The organism is Pseudomonas sp. FP818 (assembly GCF_030687335.1).
Taxonomy (GTDB): Bacteria; Pseudomonadota; Gammaproteobacteria; order Pseudomonadales; family Pseudomonadaceae; genus Aquipseudomonas; species Aquipseudomonas shahriarae.
This window is the reverse complement of record NZ_CP117427.1, coordinates 3,218,432-3,237,422: the sequence shown is the minus strand read 5'-3', so window position 1 is coordinate 3,237,422 and position 18,991 is coordinate 3,218,432. Positions and strand designations below refer to the sequence as shown.

The window sequence follows — 18,991 nt, the reverse complement described above, 5'->3', positions numbered from 1 at the left end:
TTTTTTAAAACATATTTCCCCCGTGGAACTTATATGGTCGCGAAGAAACTCAGCGCTCCAAATGTAACCAAGACTCGACTGCTGGATGCGACAGAGGCTCTTTTCATCAAGTACGGCTACGACGCCGTGCTGTTGCGGCAAATCACCGAGAAGGCTCAGGTCAATCTCGCCGCAGTAAATTATCACTTCGGGGACAAGGACTCCCTGATGAAAACATTACTGATGCAACGCCTGGAGCCGCTCAACGAGCAGCGCCTGGAGTTGCTCGCCCGGTGCGAGGCCGAGTCTGACGGACCGCTCGACTGCGATACCTTGCTGGGTGTGCTGTTCGCCCCGGCCATGGGCCTGGAGCGCAGTGATCCGGCCAGCGGCGAGGGGCGGTCCTTTATTCGTTTCCTCGGGCGGGTCTACAGTGATACCTCGCCGTTTATCCAGGAATACCTCAAGGTGCATTACCAGCCGGTGTTCCAGCGCTTCTTCGAAGCCTTCGCCCTGGCGTTGCCCGACCTGCCGCGCAATGAGCTGGGGGTGCGCCTGCAATTTGCCCTCAAGGCGATTTCCGGGGTGATGGCCGGGACCGAACTGCGCCTGCTGATGAACTCCATGAGCCTAGGGCGCCCGGCCACTGACGCCGAAGTCATGGCCAAGCTGATCACCCTGGTCTCGGCGGCCATTCGTGTGCCGCAGCAAAGCCCGGAAGCTGAAACGGCGCTGGCGCGGGTACTCGATACCCAGCGTGCGATTCGCGGCCAGTCGGCGCTGCCGGCAACCGGTAAAGTTGCGCGCTGAGCAAATCACGCGCAAAAAAAAGCCCGCTGGGGCGGCGGGCTTGATGTACAACGTTTGTAACGGATGAGGCTTCACAGTACGTCTGCGGATGTGAATAAAACGTGAAAAAAATGTGGATCCAATATTAAGTTGCAGCGTTTTTCAGATTTTCCACGCCTTGGCACTTTTCGCCAATCGGGCGTGCATCGCGTCGACATTTGCCGCCAGTTGCGCGGTCAATAACCGATAGCCATCCAACGCACTGTGCACTGGCGCCTCCAGGGCAGCTTGGGGATCAGGCGCAGCTAGGCTGGTTCGTTCCAAGCGTTGCGTGGCGCCGGATTGCAGGGCCCGCGCCATCCCGATCAACTGCACACGAATCTGCCGATGCTCAGCCTTGAGCGCCAGTTGCAAGCGTGCCATGGCCTGCTCATCCCGTGGGTCAGGGCGGGTATTGCCGAGAATTTCCAGGGTGCTGATGCACATCCGTAGATGGCGCTGGATCGCGTCCAGCTCGGTCATGGAAATCCGCACTTCCTTGGAGACCGACGGCATCAACGAACGCAGTTGCAACATCGCCGCATTCAAGCGATTGAGCAGCTTGAGGTGCTCGTCATCGGTGACCGACTGGCCACTGATGATCCGGCTGTAGATGGCGGCGCAGTCGCGCAGCGCGCTGGCCAGGTTGTAGCGCCAGGAGTACACGGCATACAGCGGCAGGGCGAAGGAAAACGCCAGGGCCAGGGCGATGCCGATCAGGATATCGACGGTGCGCCACAGGCCATCGGACAGCGGGTTGTCCCCGTGGCCGGCGACGATGAACACGGTGATCCCCGACAGCAACGCGGTGTATCCACCCTTGCCGATGGCGTGATAGGAAAAAAAGCCACACACCACCGACATCAACAGGTAGGTCAACAAGGGTTGGCCCAGATAAGCCTGTTGCGCCACCAGCAGCAGGCCGACACTGGCCCCGATCAGCGTGCCATAGGCCCGCTCCACCGCTTTCTTGCCGATATTGCCGTGGTGCTGCAAGCCGCCAATCACCACCAGCATGGTCACCGAGGCCCATTCACCGTGGGGCAGGTTGATACCGGTGGTCAGCAGGATGGTCGCGAGCAGGCCGATGGACACCCGTACCGCGTGGATCAGTTTGGCATGACGATAACGGCGATAGGGGTCGAGCAGCGGTCGCAACAGGCGGCGGGCGAAGGGAGGCAGATTCATCGGGATTAAGAAGGCCTCATCGTTAGATGTTATGAGGTCCAATGTGGGAGCTGGCTTGCCTGCGATCGCATCACCTCGGAGTCACTGACACGCCGAGGCACCTGCATCGCGGGCAAGCCCGCGCCTACATGGGAGCAGTTTAGAAAATATAGTCGGTGGTCAAAAAGCTCGACGCCCGGTCCCGAATGATATCGCTGATCAGTGCTTTGTTGCTGTCCTGGAACTTGGTTGCCACCAGGGTGCGGATCGAGAACACCCGCAGGGCGTCATGCACCGACAACGTGCCTTCGGCCGAGTTCTTGCGGCCATTGAACGGGAAGGTGTCCGGGCCGCGCTGGCACTGGGCGTTGATATTGATCCGGCCCACCTGGTTGGCGAAGGTGTCCACCAGGCGCCCGACTTGCGCCGGGTCGGTGCCGAAGATACTCAACTGTTGGCCGAAATCCGACTCCAGGACGTAGTCGATCACCGTGTCCAGGTCGCGGTAGGGCACGATCGGCACCACCGGGCCGAACTGCTCCTCGTGGTACACCCGCATCTGTGGGGTCACCGGGTACAGCACCGCCGGGTAGAAGAACGAGCCACGGCTGGCACCGCCATTGGCGTTCACTACCTTGGCCCCGTGTTGCGCCGCGTCGGCTACCAGACCGTTGAGGTAATCCACCTTGCCTGCTTCCGGCAGCGGCGTCAGCGACACACCTTCGTCCCAGGGCATTCCCGGTTTGAGGCTGGCGAGTTTGTGGTTGAACTTCTCGATAAAACGTTCGACCACGGCTTCATGCACAAACAGGATTTTCAACGCGGTACAGCGCTGGCCGTTGAACGACAGCGAGCCGGTGACCGCTTCGTTGACCGCGTTATCCAGGTCGACCTCAGGCAATACGATGCCGGGGTTCTTCGCATCCAGCCCCAGGGCTGCTCGCAAGCGATGTGGGCGCGGGTGCAACTTCTTCAAGTCACTGGCTGCCTTGTTGGTGCCGATAAACGCAAAGATATCCACCTTGCCGCTGGCCATCAGCGCACTGACGGTCTCGCGGCCGCTGCCATAAATCACATTGATGACGCCGGCCGGGAAGCTGTCGCGGAAGGCCTCCAGCAATGGCCGGATCAACAGGACGCCGAGCTTGGCCGGCTTGAACACCACGGTGTTGCCCATGATCAGCGCCGGGATCAGTGTGGTGAAGGTTTCATTGAGCGGGTAGTTATAGGGGCCCATGCACAGGGCGACGCCCATGGGCACGCGGCGGATCTGCCCGAGGGTGTCCTGTTCCAGCTCGAAGCGGCTGGAGCGGCGGTCCAGTTCCTTGAGGGCATTGATGGTGTCGGTGATGTAGTCGCAGGTGCGGTCGAATTCCTTCTGGGAATCCTTGAGGTTCTTGCCGATTTCCCACATCAGCAGTTTCACCACGGCATCGCGCTGTTCGCGCATGCGCCGCAAAAACGCCTCGACATGCTGAATACGCTCGACCACCCGCATCGTAGGCCATTGGCCCTGGCCACGGTCGTAGGCCCGAACTGCGGCGTCGAGGGCGAGCAGGGCGGTCTCGGCATCCAGCAGCGGCGTGCTGCCGATAATCACGGGGGTGTCACCGTCGGCACCGGCCAACTGGACAGGGCTGCGCACCTGGGCCAACGGGCCGTTCCAGGTGCGTAACTGGCCGTCGACCAGATAGTCGCGTTGCTCGATGGGGGCGGCGAGGCGAAATTGTTCGGGAATGCCTTCGGCGGTCGGGAACAGATTGGCAAGCAGGTGAGTGGTGGTCATGTCGCTACCCCTGGAGTGGTTGCACAGCTTGAGTCAGAGATTCCCCCATCGGAGGGCTCTGTTGCAAGGCTTACACGCATTTCCCTACGCACACTGGGGCGCGGCGGGTAAACTACGCGGCTTTCTTGAAGGAGTTCATATGAGTCAGTACCAGCCGGGCATTCTTGCCGCACCGGTGCCGTTGCAGGCACGCCATCTGTTTTTCGCCATCGAGTCCATCGACGCCGTGCCGGCAGCGCTCGACGCGCTGGTGCAGTTGGTCGACTCGGCAGTGGTGGTGGGTTTGGGTGAGCCGCTGGTCAAGGCACTGGGCGCGCACATCGAAGGGCTGCGCAGTTTTGCGCCCATCTCGGCGCCGGGTGCCCACAACCCATCCACCCAACAGGCGCTGTGGTGCTGGTTGCATGGCGAAGACCGTGGTGAGTTGCTGTTGCGCAGCCGGGCCTTTGAAAAAGCCCTGGCGCCGGGCTTTCGCCTGGTGCAGATGACTGAAGGTTTCCGCTACAAGACCGGCTTTGACCTGACCGACTACGAAGACGGCACCGAAAACCCCCATGACGACGCCGCCGTCGAAGCCGCCGTTGCCGGCAGTGGCGCCAGCTTTGCCGCAATCCAGCAATGGCAACACGACCTGGACGGTTTCGCCGCCTTGCCGGCCCAGGAGCGCGACCACATCATCGGGCGTCGCCATGGCGATAACGAAGAGCTGGACGACGCCCCCGAGTCCGCCCACGTCAAGCGCACCGCCCAGGAGAGCTTCACCCCCGAAGCCTTTGTGGTGCGCCGCTCCATGCCCTGGGCCGAAAATGGCCAGGCCGGGTTGATGTTCCTCGCGTTCGGCCACTCCTTTGACGCCTTTGAAGCTCAGTTGCGCCGCATGAGCGGCCTGGAAGACGGGATTGTCGATGGCCTGTACCGCATCAGCACACCGTTGACCGGTGGCTACTACTGGTGCCCGCCGCTCAAGGATGGGCGTCTGGACCTGGGCGCGATCTTCGCGGCCTGAGCCAAACGCTTGTAGGAGCCCACAAACGGGCTCCTATGAGGTCAGGCGCCGCGCATGGCTTCCAGCCACGCTGGATCCAGGCGCGTTTGTTCAGCCTTGATTCCCAGCGCCTTCATCTGCGCCTTATGTTTCTCGATCTCCCCGACCAGTTGCGCCTGGGCGCTGGAATTGGCGTCCAGTTCATGCATCTGCGTCAGCCCCAGGTGATAGAACCGCAGCAGCTTCATCGCCGTCGGGTCGTTGGCCTGGACCCGCTCGGTCACCTTATGCATCACATTGGTCACCCGCATCAGGCTGCGCTTGAGCTGCCAGCCATAGATCGCCGGCGCCAGCCAGGCCTGTGACCAGAGCGGACCGCGTACCAGGGCGATAGTCAGCACTACGCCGGCCGCCACTCCCCCGATATTGAAACGAAAGTTGTCGCCGCCGGGCTCGCCAAACAGCATCACGGCCAGGCTCGACAGCAGCATGGCCAGGGCGATGAAGATCACCGCGACAATCAGCGTGCTGCGGCGGGTCTGCTGGCGATAGGTTTGCGGATCGACAGGTTTGATCTCAAACATGCGGGATGCAGTCTCCATGAACTAAGTAGGGGTATTGCGCGGCGCGGCATCTTCTCATGGTTTGTGGGTGGGCGTGAGAAAGTTGAACGATGGCAGCCGGGGTTTTCTCTAACGCATGTATGCATCGTCAGCAAAGCGAAGGAGATGACTGTGACTGAGCAATCGAACAAGCCCGATGGCCCGCATTCGTCGGAACACGCCAGTGATCAGCACGATTTGGGGTTTGACCCAGACTCACCGGATGTGGCCGACCCGCAGGTCGACCCGGTCGGCCCGGCCATTGCGCCGTTGGACAAGAAGCACAAAGCCGGCAAGCAGCCGGCTTATGATCCCTTGGGCGATCTGAAACCATAACTTCACGCCCATCAGTGCAGGAGCTGGCAAACCAGCTCCTGCCGCAGCCCCTACAGGCGCTTGGGGGCGATCCAGGTGACGTCGGTGATGCCGTATTTCTCCGCCCATGGCCGCGTGGTCTTCTTGGTGCGCTCGTGGCCAGGACGGCCAATGCGCCCGACGTGGGCCACCCCGGCGTCACAGCTGGCCCAATGCCATGCCTCGGCGTTATTCATCACCTCCGCACGCACTACAAAAGACTTGGGCTCGCCATGCAGCCTGTATTGGATGGTGTAGATCGTTGCCGTGCCCATATTGCCTCCCTGTTTTGATATGGAGTTGATGCAATTAGGTTCAGAAAGGTTCAGAAAGTTTGCGCCCCATTCCTACGATCTATTGCCACAGATCAGTATTGGCAGCGGCAACGGTTACGGGTATTAGTGAAACCTTCGCCCGCGCCCAAGGATCGCGCCATGTCCCAGGATTCACCGAACCTGACCCACAGCCGCCTGTACCTGCAACGCCTGGGGTATGACAGCCCGCCAGCACCCACATTGGAAACCCTGGCGCAGTTGCAATTGCGCCATGTCTGTACCTTCGCCTTCGAAAACCTCTCGGTGTTGGCGCAACTGCCAGTGCCCCTTGATCTGGCCAGCATCGAGCAAAAAGTCCTGTTCGACGGGCGGGGAGGTTATTGCTACGAACTGAACCAGATGTTCCTGGCCTTGTTGCAAGAACTGGGCTTCGATGCTCGGGGCATCACCGGTCGGGTGGTCATAGGCGGGCCGCCTGATGCCCACACCCCGCGTACCCATCGCCTGAGCCTGGTGACCCTGGCGGGTGTGCGCTACATCAGCGATGTCGCGTTTGGTGGCATGGTGCCAAGCAGCCCGCTGCAACTGGACAATCTGGCGCCACAGGCCACGGCCCATGAACCCTATCGCCTGACCTTGAAGGACGGCAGCTACACCCTGTGGGCCCAGGTTGGCGAGGAATGGCGAGGGCTGTACGTGTTCGACCTGCAGCCGCAGTCGCACTTCGACTATGAACTGGGCAACTGGTATGTCTCGACCCACCCCGATTCGCCGTTCATCAAACAGTTGAAAGTGGCGCTGATCGGGCCCGGCCTGCGGCGTACGTTAAACAACGGCAACTACGCCGTTCATCACGTGGGCGGTGACAGCGAAAAACGCTCGATCACCGACGTCGACCAATTACTGGAACTGCTGCGTGAAGCGTTTGGTTTGCGCGTGCCCAAGCACCCACAGCTACGCCCGCGACTGGCGCAACTATTGGTCGATAGCTGATAGGCCTACTCTGGAAGGCTTGATCCAGAGCCTTCGCTGAAGCGTTTTACCTCCAACTCCAAGGCAAATTAAATCGAACCTTTTGCAAAGCAGGGGGTTCGAACCGTTTCTTGAATAATTTGCCCACCTAAAAAGGAGATGTAAAACGATGTCCAAACTATTCGGAAAAATCCTCAAGAATTCCTCGGTCCTGGCCCTGGTTGCCGCACCGGCGATGGTATTCGCTGCGCCGTCCACCGATCCGATTTCCACCTTCGGTATCCTCGGCAGCTACAACGACTTCAAGCTTGAAGGCGGTAGCGAAAGCGACAAGGATCATATGCCGGAAGCCGGCCTGTTCTATAACTTTGGCAACAAGCTGACTGCCGAGTCCGGCTTTATCTACCAGGCCGGCGTGGACGCCAAGTTTGGCAAGAAAAGCGACAACAAACTCAAGGAAGGCCAGGCCGACCTCGACCTGGGCTGGCGCGCCGCGCTGGATGCGCGCAACTTTGTCGATGTGCTGGTCGGCGGTGGCTACAGCTGGACCCGTTATGAGCCGGACTCTGGCGACTACGACATGAAACTCACCAACAAGTCGCCGTTTGCCAAGGCGGCGGTGGGTTACAACCATCAGTTCGACAGCATGACCATGCGCGTCGAAGTGGGCGCCCGACATACCATTGACGGCCGCGCCAAGCTCAAGGTTGACGGCATTGGCAGCGACACCGTGGACCTCAAGGACCGCACCAATCCCTACGCCGAAGTCAGCTTGCTGATGAACCAGAACGGCGACCTGCCGGTGATGGCGGGCCTGTATTACACCCGTACCGAGTACAAGCTCGACGCGGACTCCGAAGTGGCCGATAACACCAAGCTCAAGCGCGATGAGTACGGCTTCAAGGTCGGTCTGGCTTTCTAAGTCGGCTGTTGCGGGCGCCGGCGTTCTGTAATGGAGCGCCGGTCGCCCGACCCTGTCCGCCCAAGTCCCCCTTTGTGTCCCCCAATACCCTCAACGCCGCGCCGTCCCTGACTTAGTGTGAACCCAACTGTTCATACTAAAAAAGAGAGGCTGGCTATGTGGTCTACGACCTCCCGCCGCATGGGTTTGCTGCTGGCCTTGCTTGGCCTGCTGGCCGCCTGTGACGACAAACCGCAACATCCCCCGCAGCCTGCCACGGCAAGCAACGCCATGCCTGCCGACCCGGCGCTGGCCCAGCTCTACGACACCAGTTGCAAACTGTGTCACGCCAACCCTGCCTCCGGCGCGCCGTTGACCGGCGACAGCCAGGCCTGGAGCCCGCGTGTTGCCCTGGGCGCGGACACCCTGCTGGACCACACCCTCAACGGCTACAACGGCATGCCGCCGATGGGCCTGTGCATGCAGTGTTCCGAGGACCAGTTCCTGGGGCTGATCAGTTTTATGGCCGGTGTTCATATCCAATAACAACAATGGGGTAGGTAATGGTGCTTTCACGCAGGCAACTGTTGCAGCGCTCGGCGGTGGCCGGCGTATTTATGGCAATCAGCAGTAACCCGGCGCTGGCCCAATTGGCTCGCGCGCCGCGTTTGATCCCCTGGCGCAATTGGTCGGGCGCCCAAAGCTGCCTGCCCCTTGAGCGGCTGGCGCCCAAGGACCTGGGGGAGTTGGTGCAGATCATTCGCCAGGCGCCGGGCAAGATCCGCCCGGTGGGCTCGGGCCATTCATTCAGTGCCCTGGTACCGACAGATGGCACATTACTGTCACTGAGTTTTTTCAATGGCTTGCTCGAGCACGATGCCAGCAGCCTGCAAGCCACCTTCGCCGCCGGCACGCCCATGTCACGCATGGGGCCGGCGCTCAAGGCTGTCGGCCAGGCCCTGCCGAACATGGCGGACATCGACTATCAGACCCTGGCCGGCGCCATTTCCACCTCGACCCATGGCACCGGGGTTGGGTTTACCTCGTACTCAGCCGGTGTCACCGGCCTCCAACTGGTGACGGCCGAGGGCGAGGTGCTGGACTGCGACGCCGGGCGTGAGCGCGAGTTGTTCAACGCCGCCCGGGTGTCGCTGGGCGCGCTCGGCGTGACCACCCGCGTGCGCATGCAAAACCGCACCCCTTACCGCCTGCGGGAGCGCCAATGGATAGCGTCGACCGAAGAGCTGTTGGAGGACGTGGCGAACAACACCCGCGAGAACCAGCACTGGGAGATGCTGGTGGTGACACATTCCGACTACGCGCTGTCCATCGCCCTCAACGAAACCACCGACGCGCCAACCCCGCCAATCGACCCGGCAGAGGCGGGCGGCAATGAGTTTGTGTCGATTATCGAGAACCTCGACAAATATGCTAGCGACTTCCCCGCAACCCGCCGCACGCTGCTGAACAGCCTGCGCTATTTCGCCAGTTTCCAGGACCGTGTGGCTGAATCGTTCGAGGTCTACGCCAACGTGCGCAATGTGCGGTTCAACGAGATGGAGTATTCGGTGCCCGCCGAACACGGTCCGGCCTGCCTGCGGGAAATCCTCAAGCTGATCCGCGACAAAGACCTGCGCACCTGGTTTCCCATCGAGTACCGCTACGTCAAGGCTGACGATATTCCCTTGAGCATGTTTGAAGGCCGCGACAGCTGTTCGATCTCGGTGCACCAGCACTACACCATGGACCATCACAACTTTTTTGCCGCGATCGAGCCCATCTTCTGGAAATACGCCGGCCGGCCGCACTGGGGCAAATTGCACACCCTCAATGCCCGCGCCCTGCAGGCCCTGTATCCGCGTTGGAACGAGTTCGCGCGGGTGCGCCAGGCCCTGGACCCCAGCGGCAAATTCCTTAATGCACACCTGTCATCAATCCTGGGAGTAGCCTGATGAACCGCAGACATTTCATGGTCGGCACCCTCGGCGCCGGTGCGTTGCTGGTGGCGGGCGCGGCGCTGCTGCGTCCGGCTGACCGGGGCTCGCCCTACAGCGAATATTTTCGCCAGTTGAACCAGCAGCTCAAAGCCCATGGGCCGATGCGTCCGGTGCTGCTGATTGACCTGGATCGCCTGGATCACAATATCGACATCGTCGTGCAGTCGGTGCAGCGCGGAGGTAAACACCTACGGCTGGTGGAAAAATCCCTGCCTGCGCCGGGCCTGTTGGCCTACATTGCCAAGCGCGCCGGCACCCAGCGCCTGATGTCGTTTCACCAACCCTTTCTCAACCATGACGCCCAGGTGTTTCCCGACGCCGATATCCTGCTGGGCAAGCCGTTGCCGGTGCGTTCTGCCGAGCTGTTCTATCAAGGCCATCAGGGGCCCTTCGACCCCGCCCGGCAATTGCAGTGGCTGCTGGATACGCCACAGCGCCTGCAACAATACCTGGCGCTGGCCCAGGGCCTGGGCACACGGCTGCGGATCAATATCGAACTGGATGTGGGCCTGCACCGCGGCGGTATCAGCGATAACACGGTGCTGGGGCAGATGCTGGGGTTGATCAGTGCACACCCCAGGCACCTGGAATTTGCCGGCTTCATGGGCTATGACCCGTTTGTCGGCATGGGCGTGCCGGGCATCCTTGGCTCGCCCCAGACGTTGTTCGACAAGGTCATGCAGCGCTACAACGGCTTTGTCGACTTCACCCGCCAGCAGTTTGCAGGGCTGTGGCATGCCGGCCTGACACTCAATACCGCTGGCAGCCCCAGCTATGGGATGCATGAGCAGGAGCAACTGAGCAGTGAAGTTTCCGTGGGCACCGCCATGCTCAAGCCAACGCACTATGATTTGCCATCCCTCAGCGAGCACGTCCCGGCGGCCTACATTGCCACGCCAGTGCTCAAAAGCACCGGCGCGGTCAACATCCCGGCGCTGGATGATAAATCCCGGTTGTTGTCCTGGTGGGATCGCAACCAGCGCGCGACGTTTTTTATCTATGGTGGCAACTGGATGGCCGAGTTCGAGTCGCCTTCGGGGCTGCAAAGTAATGGCTTGTATGGCCGCAGCTCCAACCAGGAGATGGTCAATGGCTCGCCGGGGGTTGGCTTGAACATCGACGATCAGGTGTTCATGCGCCCGACCCAGACTGAATCGGTGCTCTTGCAGTTTGGCGATCTGCTGGCGGTGCGCGGCGGTAAAATTGTCGACAATTGGCCGGTTTACAGCGGTTGAAATGACGCACTCCTGCGCAGGAACTGGCCTGTGGCAAGGGGGGCTTGTTGTGGCAAGCCCCCTCGCTTCAGGCGGATCCTACAACGCAAACGGAATCGTCAGCTTGGCCCACAACATATCGCCTTCCGGCCGGTTCTCTACATCAAACTCCTTGGCCCAACGAATCTCCGCACTGGCGTACTTGAGAAAGGTGAAGTACACCGCCGGCCCCACCGCAAACACCTGGCCCCGCACCCCATCGTCGACATCTTCGCCGTAGATATTGGTGACAGTGCGCCCGTACTGCTTATCGTCAGTCGTCTGCTTGAGATAGTAGCCATTGATACCCAGGCTCAGGTTATCGGTCACCTTGTAGCTGGCCGAGTAGTCGAAGTGGAAAATCTGCCCGGAACGGTAGTCCGTGGCGTGGTTTTCCTTGTTGAAACTGTAGGTGGTCTTGATCGACAGCTCAGTGCGCTCGTCAGGCAGCCATGTCACCGACACCAGGGGCTTATAGGTGTAGAAATTGTTGCTGGTATTGGCCAGGCGGAAAGCATCGTACTCACCGGTAGGCACGGTGATTTCCACGGCGGCACCCAGGGTCAGGTTTTTGCCCAGGTCCCACAGGATTATCGGTGCGATGGTGGTGTCACCCATGCTTTCGCGCTGGTCAGACATGCCGAACAGCGCCACTTGTTGCTTGAGGTAAGGCTGCGCGATGTAGCCGCCCAACCGCCCGCCAAACACCCGCAACGGGCTCAGGTAGTCCAGGCGCGGGATGATCGCGTCCGAGCGGATCTTCACCTGCGGCACTTTGCCCCCCAGGGAACTGATGTCCAGTTTCGTCGCTTCATAGTGGTTGTAGTAAAGGTTGAAAGCGAACATGTGGTCCGGCAGGTGATCGACATCCAGGGGCAGGATGTAAAAGCCGTCGGTACCAGGGCCGATATTGTCTACGCCGCCCTCGGTGGCCAGGGTCGGCAGGCTGATGCTGATAAGCGCCAGGGCAAAGGGCAGGGGGGCAAGCGCACGGGTCGGATTCATGTCAGGGCTCATTATTATTGTTGGAAGGTCGGCCCTCACCGGGGCCTGGCCCATACAAATAAGCCCTTGGCGCCCTAGTGGGCAGGGTATTGGCGGCCACATAAGGGGGCTTTGCCGGACAGCGTTCATTCAGAGTGCGGCGAGCCTTGCAAGCACCTATGATTGTCAGGATGTTTCTAAAACAATAACCGGGCATACAGTCGGGAATCGCAGATCCATGCACAGCAAAACCGTTGATCCACATTACGAATTGGCCCTGGTCTCGCCCTTTCTCCTGCAAACCCTGGGGCAGGTTGTGGCGCAAAAGGGCGCCAATGCCGAGCATCTTTGCCGTGGCCTGGGGTTTACCCTGGCGGACCTGGACGACCCGGCGCTGCGCATTTCCTACCGCCAGGCCGTGGCGATGATCCAGCGGGCCCTCAAGGTCATGCCTGAGCAGGGTCTGGGCCTGTGTGTCGGCAATCAGAATGTGCTGGGCACCCTGGGTTTGCTGGGGCATGTCATTTCGTTGTGCAAGACCCTGCGCGATGCCTTTGCCGTGGGCGAACGGCACCAGCACACCTCCGGCGGCATCGCCACCTCGCGCACCCTTGAAGGCGCGCTGGAGGTCATGGTCGAGGTCGAATGCCTGCTGCCCTATGCCGACGTCCAGGTTTTTGCCGCCGAAGAGTTCTTTACCAGCCTCATGGTCTACGGTCGGACCCTGGTGGGCAGCGAATTCAAGCCGTTGCGCATGGAGTTCATGCATGCGCCGCCGGTGTATGCCGCCGAGTACCAGCGCTTGTTCGGTGATGATGTGCGTTTTGGCTGCCTGCACAACCGCATGGTGCTTGAGGCCCGCTGGCTCGACGTGCAATTGCCCAATCACCATGCCCTGGCATTGCGCCAGGCCCTTGGCCTGCTGGAACTGGAAAGTGCCCAGCTGCACCGCAAAATGGACCTGATCCAGGCGGTGGAGCGCGCTATTTCCCGCGACTTGCAGGGCAGTCAATTGGAGAAGGTCGCCAGTGACCTGAACATGAGCGGGCGCACCCTGCGTCGGCGCCTGACCGACCACGGGCTGACGTTCGAAGCCTTGCTGGAACAGGTGCGTCGTGCCCGGACCATGGGTTTGCTGGGCAACCCCGGGCTGTCCATCGAGCGTATTACCCAAGAGGTCGGCTACAGTGACGTACGTAGCTTTCGCCGGGCGTTCAAGCGCTGGACGGGGCTCAGTCCCAGTGCGTTTCGCAGCGTGGGCTGAGGGCCGGCGCGTGGCCGTGGATTTGCATTGAACCCTGTGGCGCGGGCAGTGCCACATGATGGCAACGCACACTTATCTGGAGGTTGGCATGCGCACCATTGATCTGGCGGGTACCCCGGTTCCGGTCATCGGCCAAGGCACTTGGCGTATGGGGGAAGATTCTGCACGGCGAACAGCGGAAGTCGCTGCCCTGCAATTGGGTATCGACGAGGGCATGACCCTGATCGACACCGCCGAGATGTACGGCGAAGGCGGTGCGGAAGAAGTGGTCGGGGAGGCGATCCAGGGGCGCCGGGACCAGGTGTTCCTGGTCAGCAAGGTCTACCCGCACAACGCCAGTAAAACCGGGGTCCCACGGGCCTGCGAAGCCAGCCTCAAGCGCCTGGGCACCGATCACATCGACTTGTATCTGCTGCACTGGCGCGGGCAATACCCTCTTGCAGAAACGGTTGACGCCTTTGAGCGGCTGCGCGATGCCGGCAAGATCGGGCGCTGGGGCGTGTCCAACTTCGACGTATCGGATCTTCAGGAGCTGGCATCACCCGCCTGCGCCACCAATCAGGTGCTCTACAACATCGAGCAGCGCGGCATTGAGTTCGACCTGCTGCCCTGGTGGCAACAACACAACCTGCCGTTGATGGCGTACTGCCCGATCGCCCAGGGAGGAGACCTGCTGAGCAGCCCCACCCTCAAGCAGATTGCCCGTCGACACGAGGCCACACCGGCTCAAGTGGCCCTGGCATGGGTACTGCGGCAGGACCGCGTTATCGCCATCCCCAAAGCCGTGAGCCCCGAACACGTGCGCCTCAACGCGGCGGCGGCCAGGCTGGTTCTTGACGAGCATGACCTGGATGCCATCGACCGGGTATTCGGCGCACCAATCCGCAAGCATCCGTTGGCGATGGTGTGACACACCCGACTGCAACGGCATCGCAGCTTGCGACGCCGTTGCTGCCGGGTCGGGCTTCAGCCGGCCACCGGGCTGCGCCAGTCGTCAGAGCCTGAAGTGCCCGAAACCTCATGGGTCCAGACGATTTTGCGGTAGGTAAAGTGCACATCTTCCAGGTGGGTGAAATGCGCATTTCCCGGATCCTGGCAGTTGGGCATCCGTGACTGGATGTCGACGATGATCGCGTCCTCCAACTCGATGGTGAAGTAGTGCTCCTGGGTACCGGCGGATGATGTGCGATACCACTCAAGGCGGCACTTGACCATTTCCCCGGACGTCAGCGCGCTGAACAGCAGCGGCGAAGATTTATCGAATACCTTGCTGATCATCAGCGGCTTATGGACACGCTGGCCGGTGGGCTGGCCCGATTGCGGATCGCGGGGAATGATGACCTGATGCTGGAATGCCTCGACCAGGATCTGATCCTCGTGGCCTTCCTGATAGATGTTGCCTACCGAATCCTGGGTGAACGTGCCTGCCGTGATCAAACCTTGCTTGGTGCCGGTGATCGAGAGGTATGCGGGTGTTGGCATGACGGGTTTCCTTGCCTGACAGATAAGTTTGCGCCGAGGGGCGCCGTTGCCGGATGGGCGCTGCTTACTAACAAGAAGTGTGCCGGATTTCAGTCGGCCTAATAAAATAAGGGCGCTTGTTCATGGTGGAGACTTAATAGGTGTCGAGTTAGAAGGGCTTTAGTCTTTGAAGTTGAGTTTGTTTGCGCAGTAGTGCGCAGTTAATTGCCTGGTCAGCGTACGTCGCAGTGTTGATAGGTGGATATATAGTTTTAATGCAGCTTGCTTGGAAAGTGTGCGCAGCTTTTTGCGCAAGGGTGCTGGCAGGTATGTCGCCCAATAAAATGGGCTGTTTTATTGGGTGGGAAGAGGGTCGTTGAGCACGCTTAGTTACAAAATTGCGGGCTGCTTTGATTTTGTAGGAATCTCCTTAAGTGCGCCTGGCTGACTTGCCCAATAAAATACAGCTGGCTATGGTTCGTACTTGTCGCTACACGGAAACGGAATTCAGTAAGTGAGGTGTTGGCGTTTATATAGATGCTTGCCCTACTTTAATTGAGCATTGATCAGCACACTGCGGCCATCATGGTTTATTCAGACAAACTTTCTGCTTATTACTTGAAACTTGCCCGGTCGCCGATTTCGGTTGACTGTTTTGCAGGGGAGGATATGCGTTTTTCGGCGGGATACGAAGCGCTGGAAAGTGAGCTGGAAAAAGCCCGCTCGATCCATGGCAACAGCCAGCCGGACTGGCAGTCCGTAGTGGACCAAAGTGAAGCCTTGTTGCGTCACGAATCCAAGGATTTGCGGGTGGTTGCCTGGTTGACATGGGCTCTGTATCAACGCGAGTCCTTTTCCGGCCTGCTCGCCGGGCTCGGCCTGTTGCGCGACCTGTGTGAGCACCATTGGGCGACGGTTCACCCCCTCAAGCAGCGTACCCGCATTGCGGCCTTTGGCTGGTTGGTACAGCGCATTGAACCGGTGTTGGCGCAGAGTTTTTCGCTCAAGCACCAGCGTTCCCTGTTCCAGTGCCTGGCCGAGCAATTGTCCGACCTTGACCAGTTGTGGGTCAGGCACCTGGGGGACGATGCGCCGTTGCTACTGGCTGCGCGCAGGCAACTGGCGGACAAGCTGCAACAGGCCCAGGAGAACGATCCGCCGCCATCCGGGGTGAGCGGGGTGGTTGCCCAGGTCAAGCAGGTCGCGACCCAACTGCTGGCGCCTGAGCCGGTGGTGAACAACGAAAAAGACGTTCACAGGCTCCTGCGTACGCTGCAGGACGGCGCTCGACCGCTGTGTACCTGGTGGCTGCGCCAGAACGCCACTGACCTGCGGGCCTTGCGCCTGAACCGGACGCTGGGCTGGCTGGGTATCACTGGTCTTCCCGACAGCAACAGCGAACAGATAACGCCGTTGCGTGGGTTGCTGCCCGACAAACTCAAGCGCTACCAGGAGCGCTTTGCCCAAGGGCATTACGCCGACCTGTTGCTGGAGCTTGAGGCCAGCCTGGCGGGCGCGCCTTTCTGGTTTGACGGCGTGCGCATGCTCTGGGAGTGCCTCCAGGCGCTGCAGGCCGAACTGGCGATGGTCGAGACAGAGATTCAGTTCGCCCTGTTGCTGCAACGATTACCGGGGGTCGCTCAATTGCGCTTCCACGATGGAACACCCTTTGCCGACGCTACCACTCGCGGGTGGATCGACAGCCAGGTCAGTCACCACCTGCAGGCAAGGGTGCCGCCCAGGAATATTGCCAGAGTTGGTCCGGCGCCATGGGAGGAGGCCTTGCAGACGGTCGCTCCGTTGCTGCGCAAGGAGGGGCTGAAGGCCGCTGTCCAGGCCTACAAAAACGCCATGCAGGCTGCGCGAGGTGACCGTGCCCGGTTTTATTGGCGCCTGGGCCTGGCTCGGTTGTGTATCCAGGGTGCCAAGCATGAGTTGGCCAGGATCCAGCTTGAACAGCTTGAGCAGGAGTTGCAGCACGGCAGCCTGCATCGCTGGGAACCGGACCTGACCCTGGAGGTGTTGCAACTGTTGTACGCCTGTTACGACGTATTGCCCCAGGGCCATGGTCTGCGCGAGCGCAAGGACGATGTCTATCGCAAGCTGTGCCAGGTCGATCTGGAAGCGGTACTCCAATAGGTTTTCCGTCATTACGCAAAGGAGAAACATCATGGCCAAAGAAGGTTCGGTCGCCCCCAAGGAACGCATCAACATCACGTTCAAGCCGGCCATAGGCGGTGCCCAGGAAGAGGTTGAGCTACCCCTGAAGCTGCTGGTCCTGGGTGACTTCACCCAGCGCGAAGACACACGCAAGGTCGAAGACCGCAAGCCCATCGGTATCGACAAAAACACGTTCGACGAGGTGCTGGCCAAGCAAGCCTTGAGTCTGCAGCTGGGTGTTCCCAATCGACTGCAGGAAACCGATGAAGCCGATGAGTTGCCCATCCAGGTCCGCATCAACGCCATGCGGGACTTCAACCCGGCCCAACTGGTCGAGCAGGTTCCGCAATTGAAAAAGCTGATGGAGTTACGTGAGGCGCTGGTCGCGCTCAAAGGCCCCCTGGGCAATACACCGAGCTTTCGCAAGGCCATAGAAAGCGCCTTGGCCGATGACCAGGCCCGTGCACGGGTATTGGCCGAACTGGGGCTGAACAGCCCCGACCCATGACTTTCTCAGTAAAAGGACACTGACCTTATGACCACTAGCCCTAGCGCCCAGGCCACCCCCCTGGATAGCGCATACAGCATTCTCGACGACATCATCGCCCAGACCCGCCTGACGGCCGATGATGGAACCTACGACATCGCCAGGCGCGGTGTGGCGGCCTTTATCGAGGAATTGATCAAGCCACAAAACCGAGGCGAGCCGGTCAAGAAACAACTGGTGGACCGCATGATTGCCGAGATCGACGCCAAGCTCAGCCGGCAAATGGACGAAATCCTCCACCATCCCGACTTCCAGGCACTGGAAGCGGCCTGGCGGGGTTTGCAGCTGCTGGTGGATCGCACCGACTTCCGGGAAAACATCAAGATCGAGCTGCTCAACGTCTCGCGGCAGGACCTGCTGGACGATTTCGAGGACTCGCCGGAGGTTGTGCAGTCGGGCCTCTACAAACATACCTACAGCGCCGAATACGGTCAGTTTGGTGGTCAGCCTGTCGGCGCCATCATCGCCAACTATTTCCTGTCGCCCAGCGCGCCTGACGTCAAGCTGATGCAATACGTATCCAGCGTCGCCTGCATGGCTCATGCACCGTTCATTGCCGCCGCCGGGCCGGGTTTCTTCGGTCTGGAGAGCTTTACCGGCCTGCCGGACCTGAAGGATCTGAAAGACCATTTCGAAGGGCCGCAGTTTGCCAAATGGCAGAGCTTCCGCCAGAGCGAGGATGCCCGTTACGTGGCCTTGACGGTGCCACGCTTTCTCCTGCGAACGCCCTACGACCCGGTGGACTGCCCGGTCAAGACCTTCGCCTATAACGAGCATGTGGTCAGCAGTCATGAGCATTATCTGTGGGGCAATACGGCCTACGCCTTTGCCACGCGCCTGACTGACAGCTTCGCCCGCTTCCGTTGGTGCCCCAACATCATTGGCCCGCAAAGCGGGGGCACGGTGGAAGATCTGCCGCTGCATCACTTCCAGAGCATGGGCGAAATCGAAACCAAGATCCCCACCGAGGTGCTGGTCTCCGACCGTCGTGAGTACGAGCTGGCGGAGGAGGGCTTCATTGCCCTGACGATGCGCAAGGGCAGCGACAACGCGGCGTTCTTTTCCGCCAGTTCCGTGCAGAAACCCAAGCGCTTCGGCATCAGCGCCGAGGGCAAGGCCGCCGAGTTGAACTACAGGCTGGGCACCCAACTGCCGTACATGATGATCGTCAACCGCCTGGCGCACTATTTGAAAGTGCTGCAGCGCGAGCAGTTGGGTTCATGGAAGGAGCGCACCGACCTGGAGTTGGAGCTCAACAAGTGGATCCGCCAGTACGTGGCCGACCAGGAGAACCCCAGCGCCGAGGTGCGGGGGCGACGACCGCTGCGGGCGGCACGGGTCGTCGTCAGTGACGTCGATGGCGAGCCGGGCTGGTATCGCATCAACCTCAGCGTACGCCCGCATTTCAAATACATGGGGGCGGATTTCACCCTGTTCCTGGTTGGCAAGCTCGATAAAGAATGAGCCGGGGGCCTG

The 18,991-nt window shown here is 60.5% G+C and carries 19 protein-coding genes; 13 read left to right on the top strand and 6 right to left on the bottom strand.

The window, feature by feature from the left end; genetic code table 11:
• Positions 1-33: 33 nt before the first annotated feature.
• Positions 34-789 (top strand): TetR/AcrR family transcriptional regulator, encoded by a 756-nt coding sequence (locus PSH80_RS14415; protein WP_057445041.1) that lies wholly within the window; start codon positions 34-36, stop codon positions 787-789.
• A 141-nt stretch (positions 790-930) separates the two neighbouring features.
• Here PSH80_RS14415 and PSH80_RS14410 read toward each other — a convergent pair whose 3' ends face one another.
• Positions 931-1,995, bottom strand: a complete 1,065-nt coding sequence (locus PSH80_RS14410) for an FUSC family protein (protein WP_169989792.1) — start codon at positions 1,993-1,995, stop codon at positions 931-933.
• A 139-nt stretch (positions 1,996-2,134) separates the two neighbouring features.
• On the bottom strand, positions 2,135-3,760 hold the full coding sequence (locus PSH80_RS14405) for an NADP-dependent glyceraldehyde-3-phosphate dehydrogenase (protein WP_115128367.1): 1,626 nt from the start codon (positions 3,758-3,760) through the stop codon (positions 2,135-2,137).
• A gap of 139 nt (positions 3,761-3,899) precedes the next feature.
• Here PSH80_RS14405 and PSH80_RS14400 point away from each other — a divergent pair, with 139 nt between their 5' ends.
• On the top strand, positions 3,900-4,766 hold the full coding sequence (locus PSH80_RS14400; RefSeq protein ID WP_057959333.1) for a Dyp-type peroxidase: 867 nt from the start codon (positions 3,900-3,902) through the stop codon (positions 4,764-4,766).
• A 41-nt stretch (positions 4,767-4,807) separates the two neighbouring features.
• On the opposite strand, the gene PSH80_RS14395 is transcribed toward PSH80_RS14400, so the two are convergent.
• Positions 4,808-5,329, bottom strand: coding sequence for a DUF3087 domain-containing protein (locus PSH80_RS14395; protein WP_057959334.1), 522 nt, complete (start codon positions 5,327-5,329; stop codon positions 4,808-4,810).
• 150 nt (positions 5,330-5,479) lie between these two features.
• Between PSH80_RS14395 and PSH80_RS14390 the strand changes: the two genes are divergently transcribed.
• Positions 5,480-5,683: a DUF6021 family protein gene (locus PSH80_RS14390; RefSeq protein WP_232544792.1), complete on the top strand. Its 204-nt coding sequence runs from the start codon at positions 5,480-5,482 to the stop codon at positions 5,681-5,683.
• A gap of 50 nt (positions 5,684-5,733) precedes the next feature.
• On the opposite strand, the gene PSH80_RS14385 is transcribed toward PSH80_RS14390, so the two are convergent.
• Positions 5,734-5,976 (bottom strand): DUF6555 family protein, encoded by a 243-nt coding sequence (locus PSH80_RS14385; RefSeq protein ID WP_057436926.1) that lies wholly within the window; start codon positions 5,974-5,976, stop codon positions 5,734-5,736.
• 159 nt (positions 5,977-6,135) lie between these two features.
• Between PSH80_RS14385 and PSH80_RS14380 the strand changes: the two genes are divergently transcribed.
• The 5 genes from PSH80_RS14380 to PSH80_RS14360 all read left to right on the top strand — a co-directional run bounded on the left by PSH80_RS14380 (position 6,136) and on the right by PSH80_RS14360 (position 11,081).
• A complete protein-coding gene (locus tag PSH80_RS14380) occupies positions 6,136-6,969 on the top strand; it encodes an arylamine N-acetyltransferase (RefSeq protein ID WP_216312069.1) in 834 nt (277 codons plus the stop codon).
• Positions 6,970-7,117: 148 nt separating this feature from the next.
• On the top strand, positions 7,118-7,870 hold the full coding sequence (locus PSH80_RS14375) for an outer membrane beta-barrel protein (RefSeq protein WP_057436922.1): 753 nt from the start codon (positions 7,118-7,120) through the stop codon (positions 7,868-7,870).
• Between the two features lie 156 nt (positions 7,871-8,026).
• The gene (locus tag PSH80_RS14370; RefSeq protein ID WP_115128364.1) at positions 8,027-8,395 is read left to right on the top strand and encodes a cytochrome c5 family protein; all 369 of its coding nucleotides are present in this window, start codon (positions 8,027-8,029) and stop codon (positions 8,393-8,395) included.
• A gap of 17 nt (positions 8,396-8,412) precedes the next feature.
• Positions 8,413-9,801: a D-arabinono-1,4-lactone oxidase gene (locus tag PSH80_RS14365; RefSeq protein WP_216312070.1), complete on the top strand. Its 1,389-nt coding sequence runs from the start codon at positions 8,413-8,415 to the stop codon at positions 9,799-9,801.
• Positions 9,802-9,869: 68 nt separating this feature from the next.
• Positions 9,870-11,081 (top strand): DSD1 family PLP-dependent enzyme, encoded by a 1,212-nt coding sequence (locus PSH80_RS14360; RefSeq protein WP_169989835.1) that lies wholly within the window; start codon positions 9,870-9,872, stop codon positions 11,079-11,081.
• A gap of 78 nt (positions 11,082-11,159) precedes the next feature.
• On the opposite strand, the gene PSH80_RS14355 is transcribed toward PSH80_RS14360, so the two are convergent.
• The gene (locus PSH80_RS14355; RefSeq protein ID WP_169960654.1) at positions 11,160-12,104 is read right to left on the bottom strand and encodes a transporter; all 945 of its coding nucleotides are present in this window, start codon (positions 12,102-12,104) and stop codon (positions 11,160-11,162) included.
• A gap of 217 nt (positions 12,105-12,321) precedes the next feature.
• Between PSH80_RS14355 and PSH80_RS14350 the strand changes: the two genes are divergently transcribed.
• Positions 12,322-13,347 carry an AraC family transcriptional regulator gene (locus PSH80_RS14350; RefSeq protein WP_169989797.1) on the top strand — a complete coding sequence of 342 codons (1,026 nt, stop codon included), beginning with the start codon at positions 12,322-12,324 and terminating at the stop codon, positions 13,345-13,347.
• Positions 13,348-13,435: 88 nt separating this feature from the next.
• Positions 13,436-14,257 carry an aldo/keto reductase gene (locus tag PSH80_RS14345; protein ID WP_057436903.1) on the top strand — a complete coding sequence of 274 codons (822 nt, stop codon included), beginning with the start codon at positions 13,436-13,438 and terminating at the stop codon, positions 14,255-14,257.
• 56 nt (positions 14,258-14,313) lie between these two features.
• On the opposite strand, the gene PSH80_RS14340 is transcribed toward PSH80_RS14345, so the two are convergent.
• Complete coding sequence (locus PSH80_RS14340) at positions 14,314-14,829, bottom strand: Hcp family type VI secretion system effector (RefSeq protein ID WP_029291189.1); 516 nt, start codon at positions 14,827-14,829, stop codon at positions 14,314-14,316.
• A gap of 564 nt (positions 14,830-15,393) precedes the next feature.
• On the opposite strand from PSH80_RS14340, the gene tssA reads away from it, so the two are divergent.
• From tssA to tssC, 3 genes are read left to right on the top strand one after another with little or no spacing between them, the layout of a single operon-like run.
• Positions 15,394-16,947: a type VI secretion system protein TssA gene (gene tssA, locus PSH80_RS14335; RefSeq protein ID WP_169989798.1), complete on the top strand. Its 1,554-nt coding sequence runs from the start codon at positions 15,394-15,396 to the stop codon at positions 16,945-16,947.
• A gap of 31 nt (positions 16,948-16,978) precedes the next feature.
• The gene (tssB, locus tag PSH80_RS14330; protein WP_057959343.1) at positions 16,979-17,476 is read left to right on the top strand and encodes a type VI secretion system contractile sheath small subunit; all 498 of its coding nucleotides are present in this window, start codon (positions 16,979-16,981) and stop codon (positions 17,474-17,476) included.
• Positions 17,477-17,503: 27 nt separating this feature from the next.
• Positions 17,504-18,979, top strand: coding sequence for a type VI secretion system contractile sheath large subunit (tssC, locus tag PSH80_RS14325; RefSeq protein ID WP_057959344.1), 1,476 nt, complete (start codon positions 17,504-17,506; stop codon positions 18,977-18,979).
• Positions 18,980-18,991 lie beyond the last annotated feature (12 nt).

Excerpts from the sequence above, each read along its gene's own strand:
- PSH80_RS14415 (WP_057445041.1), top strand. The coding sequence starts at position 34 with ATGGTCGCGAAGAAACTCAGCGCTCCAAATGTAACCAAGACTCGACTG.
- PSH80_RS14410 (WP_169989792.1), bottom strand. The coding sequence starts at position 1,995 with ATGAATCTGCCTCCCTTCGCCCGCCGCCTGTTGCGACCGCTGCTCGAC.
- PSH80_RS14405 (WP_115128367.1), bottom strand. The coding sequence starts at position 3,760 with ATGACCACCACTCACCTGCTTGCCAATCTGTTCCCGACCGCCGAAGGC.
- PSH80_RS14400 (WP_057959333.1), top strand. The coding sequence starts at position 3,900 with ATGAGTCAGTACCAGCCGGGCATTCTTGCCGCACCGGTGCCGTTGCAG.
- PSH80_RS14395 (WP_057959334.1), bottom strand. The coding sequence starts at position 5,329 with ATGTTTGAGATCAAACCTGTCGATCCGCAAACCTATCGCCAGCAGACC.
- PSH80_RS14385 (WP_057436926.1), bottom strand. The coding sequence starts at position 5,976 with ATGGGCACGGCAACGATCTACACCATCCAATACAGGCTGCATGGCGAG.
- PSH80_RS14380 (WP_216312069.1), top strand. The coding sequence starts at position 6,136 with ATGTCCCAGGATTCACCGAACCTGACCCACAGCCGCCTGTACCTGCAA.
- PSH80_RS14375 (WP_057436922.1), top strand. The coding sequence starts at position 7,118 with ATGTCCAAACTATTCGGAAAAATCCTCAAGAATTCCTCGGTCCTGGCC.
- PSH80_RS14370 (WP_115128364.1), top strand. The coding sequence starts at position 8,027 with ATGTGGTCTACGACCTCCCGCCGCATGGGTTTGCTGCTGGCCTTGCTT.
- PSH80_RS14365 (WP_216312070.1), top strand. The coding sequence starts at position 8,413 with ATGGTGCTTTCACGCAGGCAACTGTTGCAGCGCTCGGCGGTGGCCGGC.
- PSH80_RS14355 (WP_169960654.1), bottom strand. The coding sequence starts at position 12,104 with ATGAATCCGACCCGTGCGCTTGCCCCCCTGCCCTTTGCCCTGGCGCTT.
- PSH80_RS14350 (WP_169989797.1), top strand. The coding sequence starts at position 12,322 with ATGCACAGCAAAACCGTTGATCCACATTACGAATTGGCCCTGGTCTCG.
- PSH80_RS14345 (WP_057436903.1), top strand. The coding sequence starts at position 13,436 with ATGCGCACCATTGATCTGGCGGGTACCCCGGTTCCGGTCATCGGCCAA.
- PSH80_RS14340 (WP_029291189.1), bottom strand. The coding sequence starts at position 14,829 with ATGCCAACACCCGCATACCTCTCGATCACCGGCACCAAGCAAGGTTTG.
- tssA (WP_169989798.1), top strand. The coding sequence starts at position 15,394 with ATGGTTTATTCAGACAAACTTTCTGCTTATTACTTGAAACTTGCCCGG.
- tssB (WP_057959343.1), top strand. The coding sequence starts at position 16,979 with ATGGCCAAAGAAGGTTCGGTCGCCCCCAAGGAACGCATCAACATCACG.
- tssC (WP_057959344.1), top strand. The coding sequence starts at position 17,504 with ATGACCACTAGCCCTAGCGCCCAGGCCACCCCCCTGGATAGCGCATAC.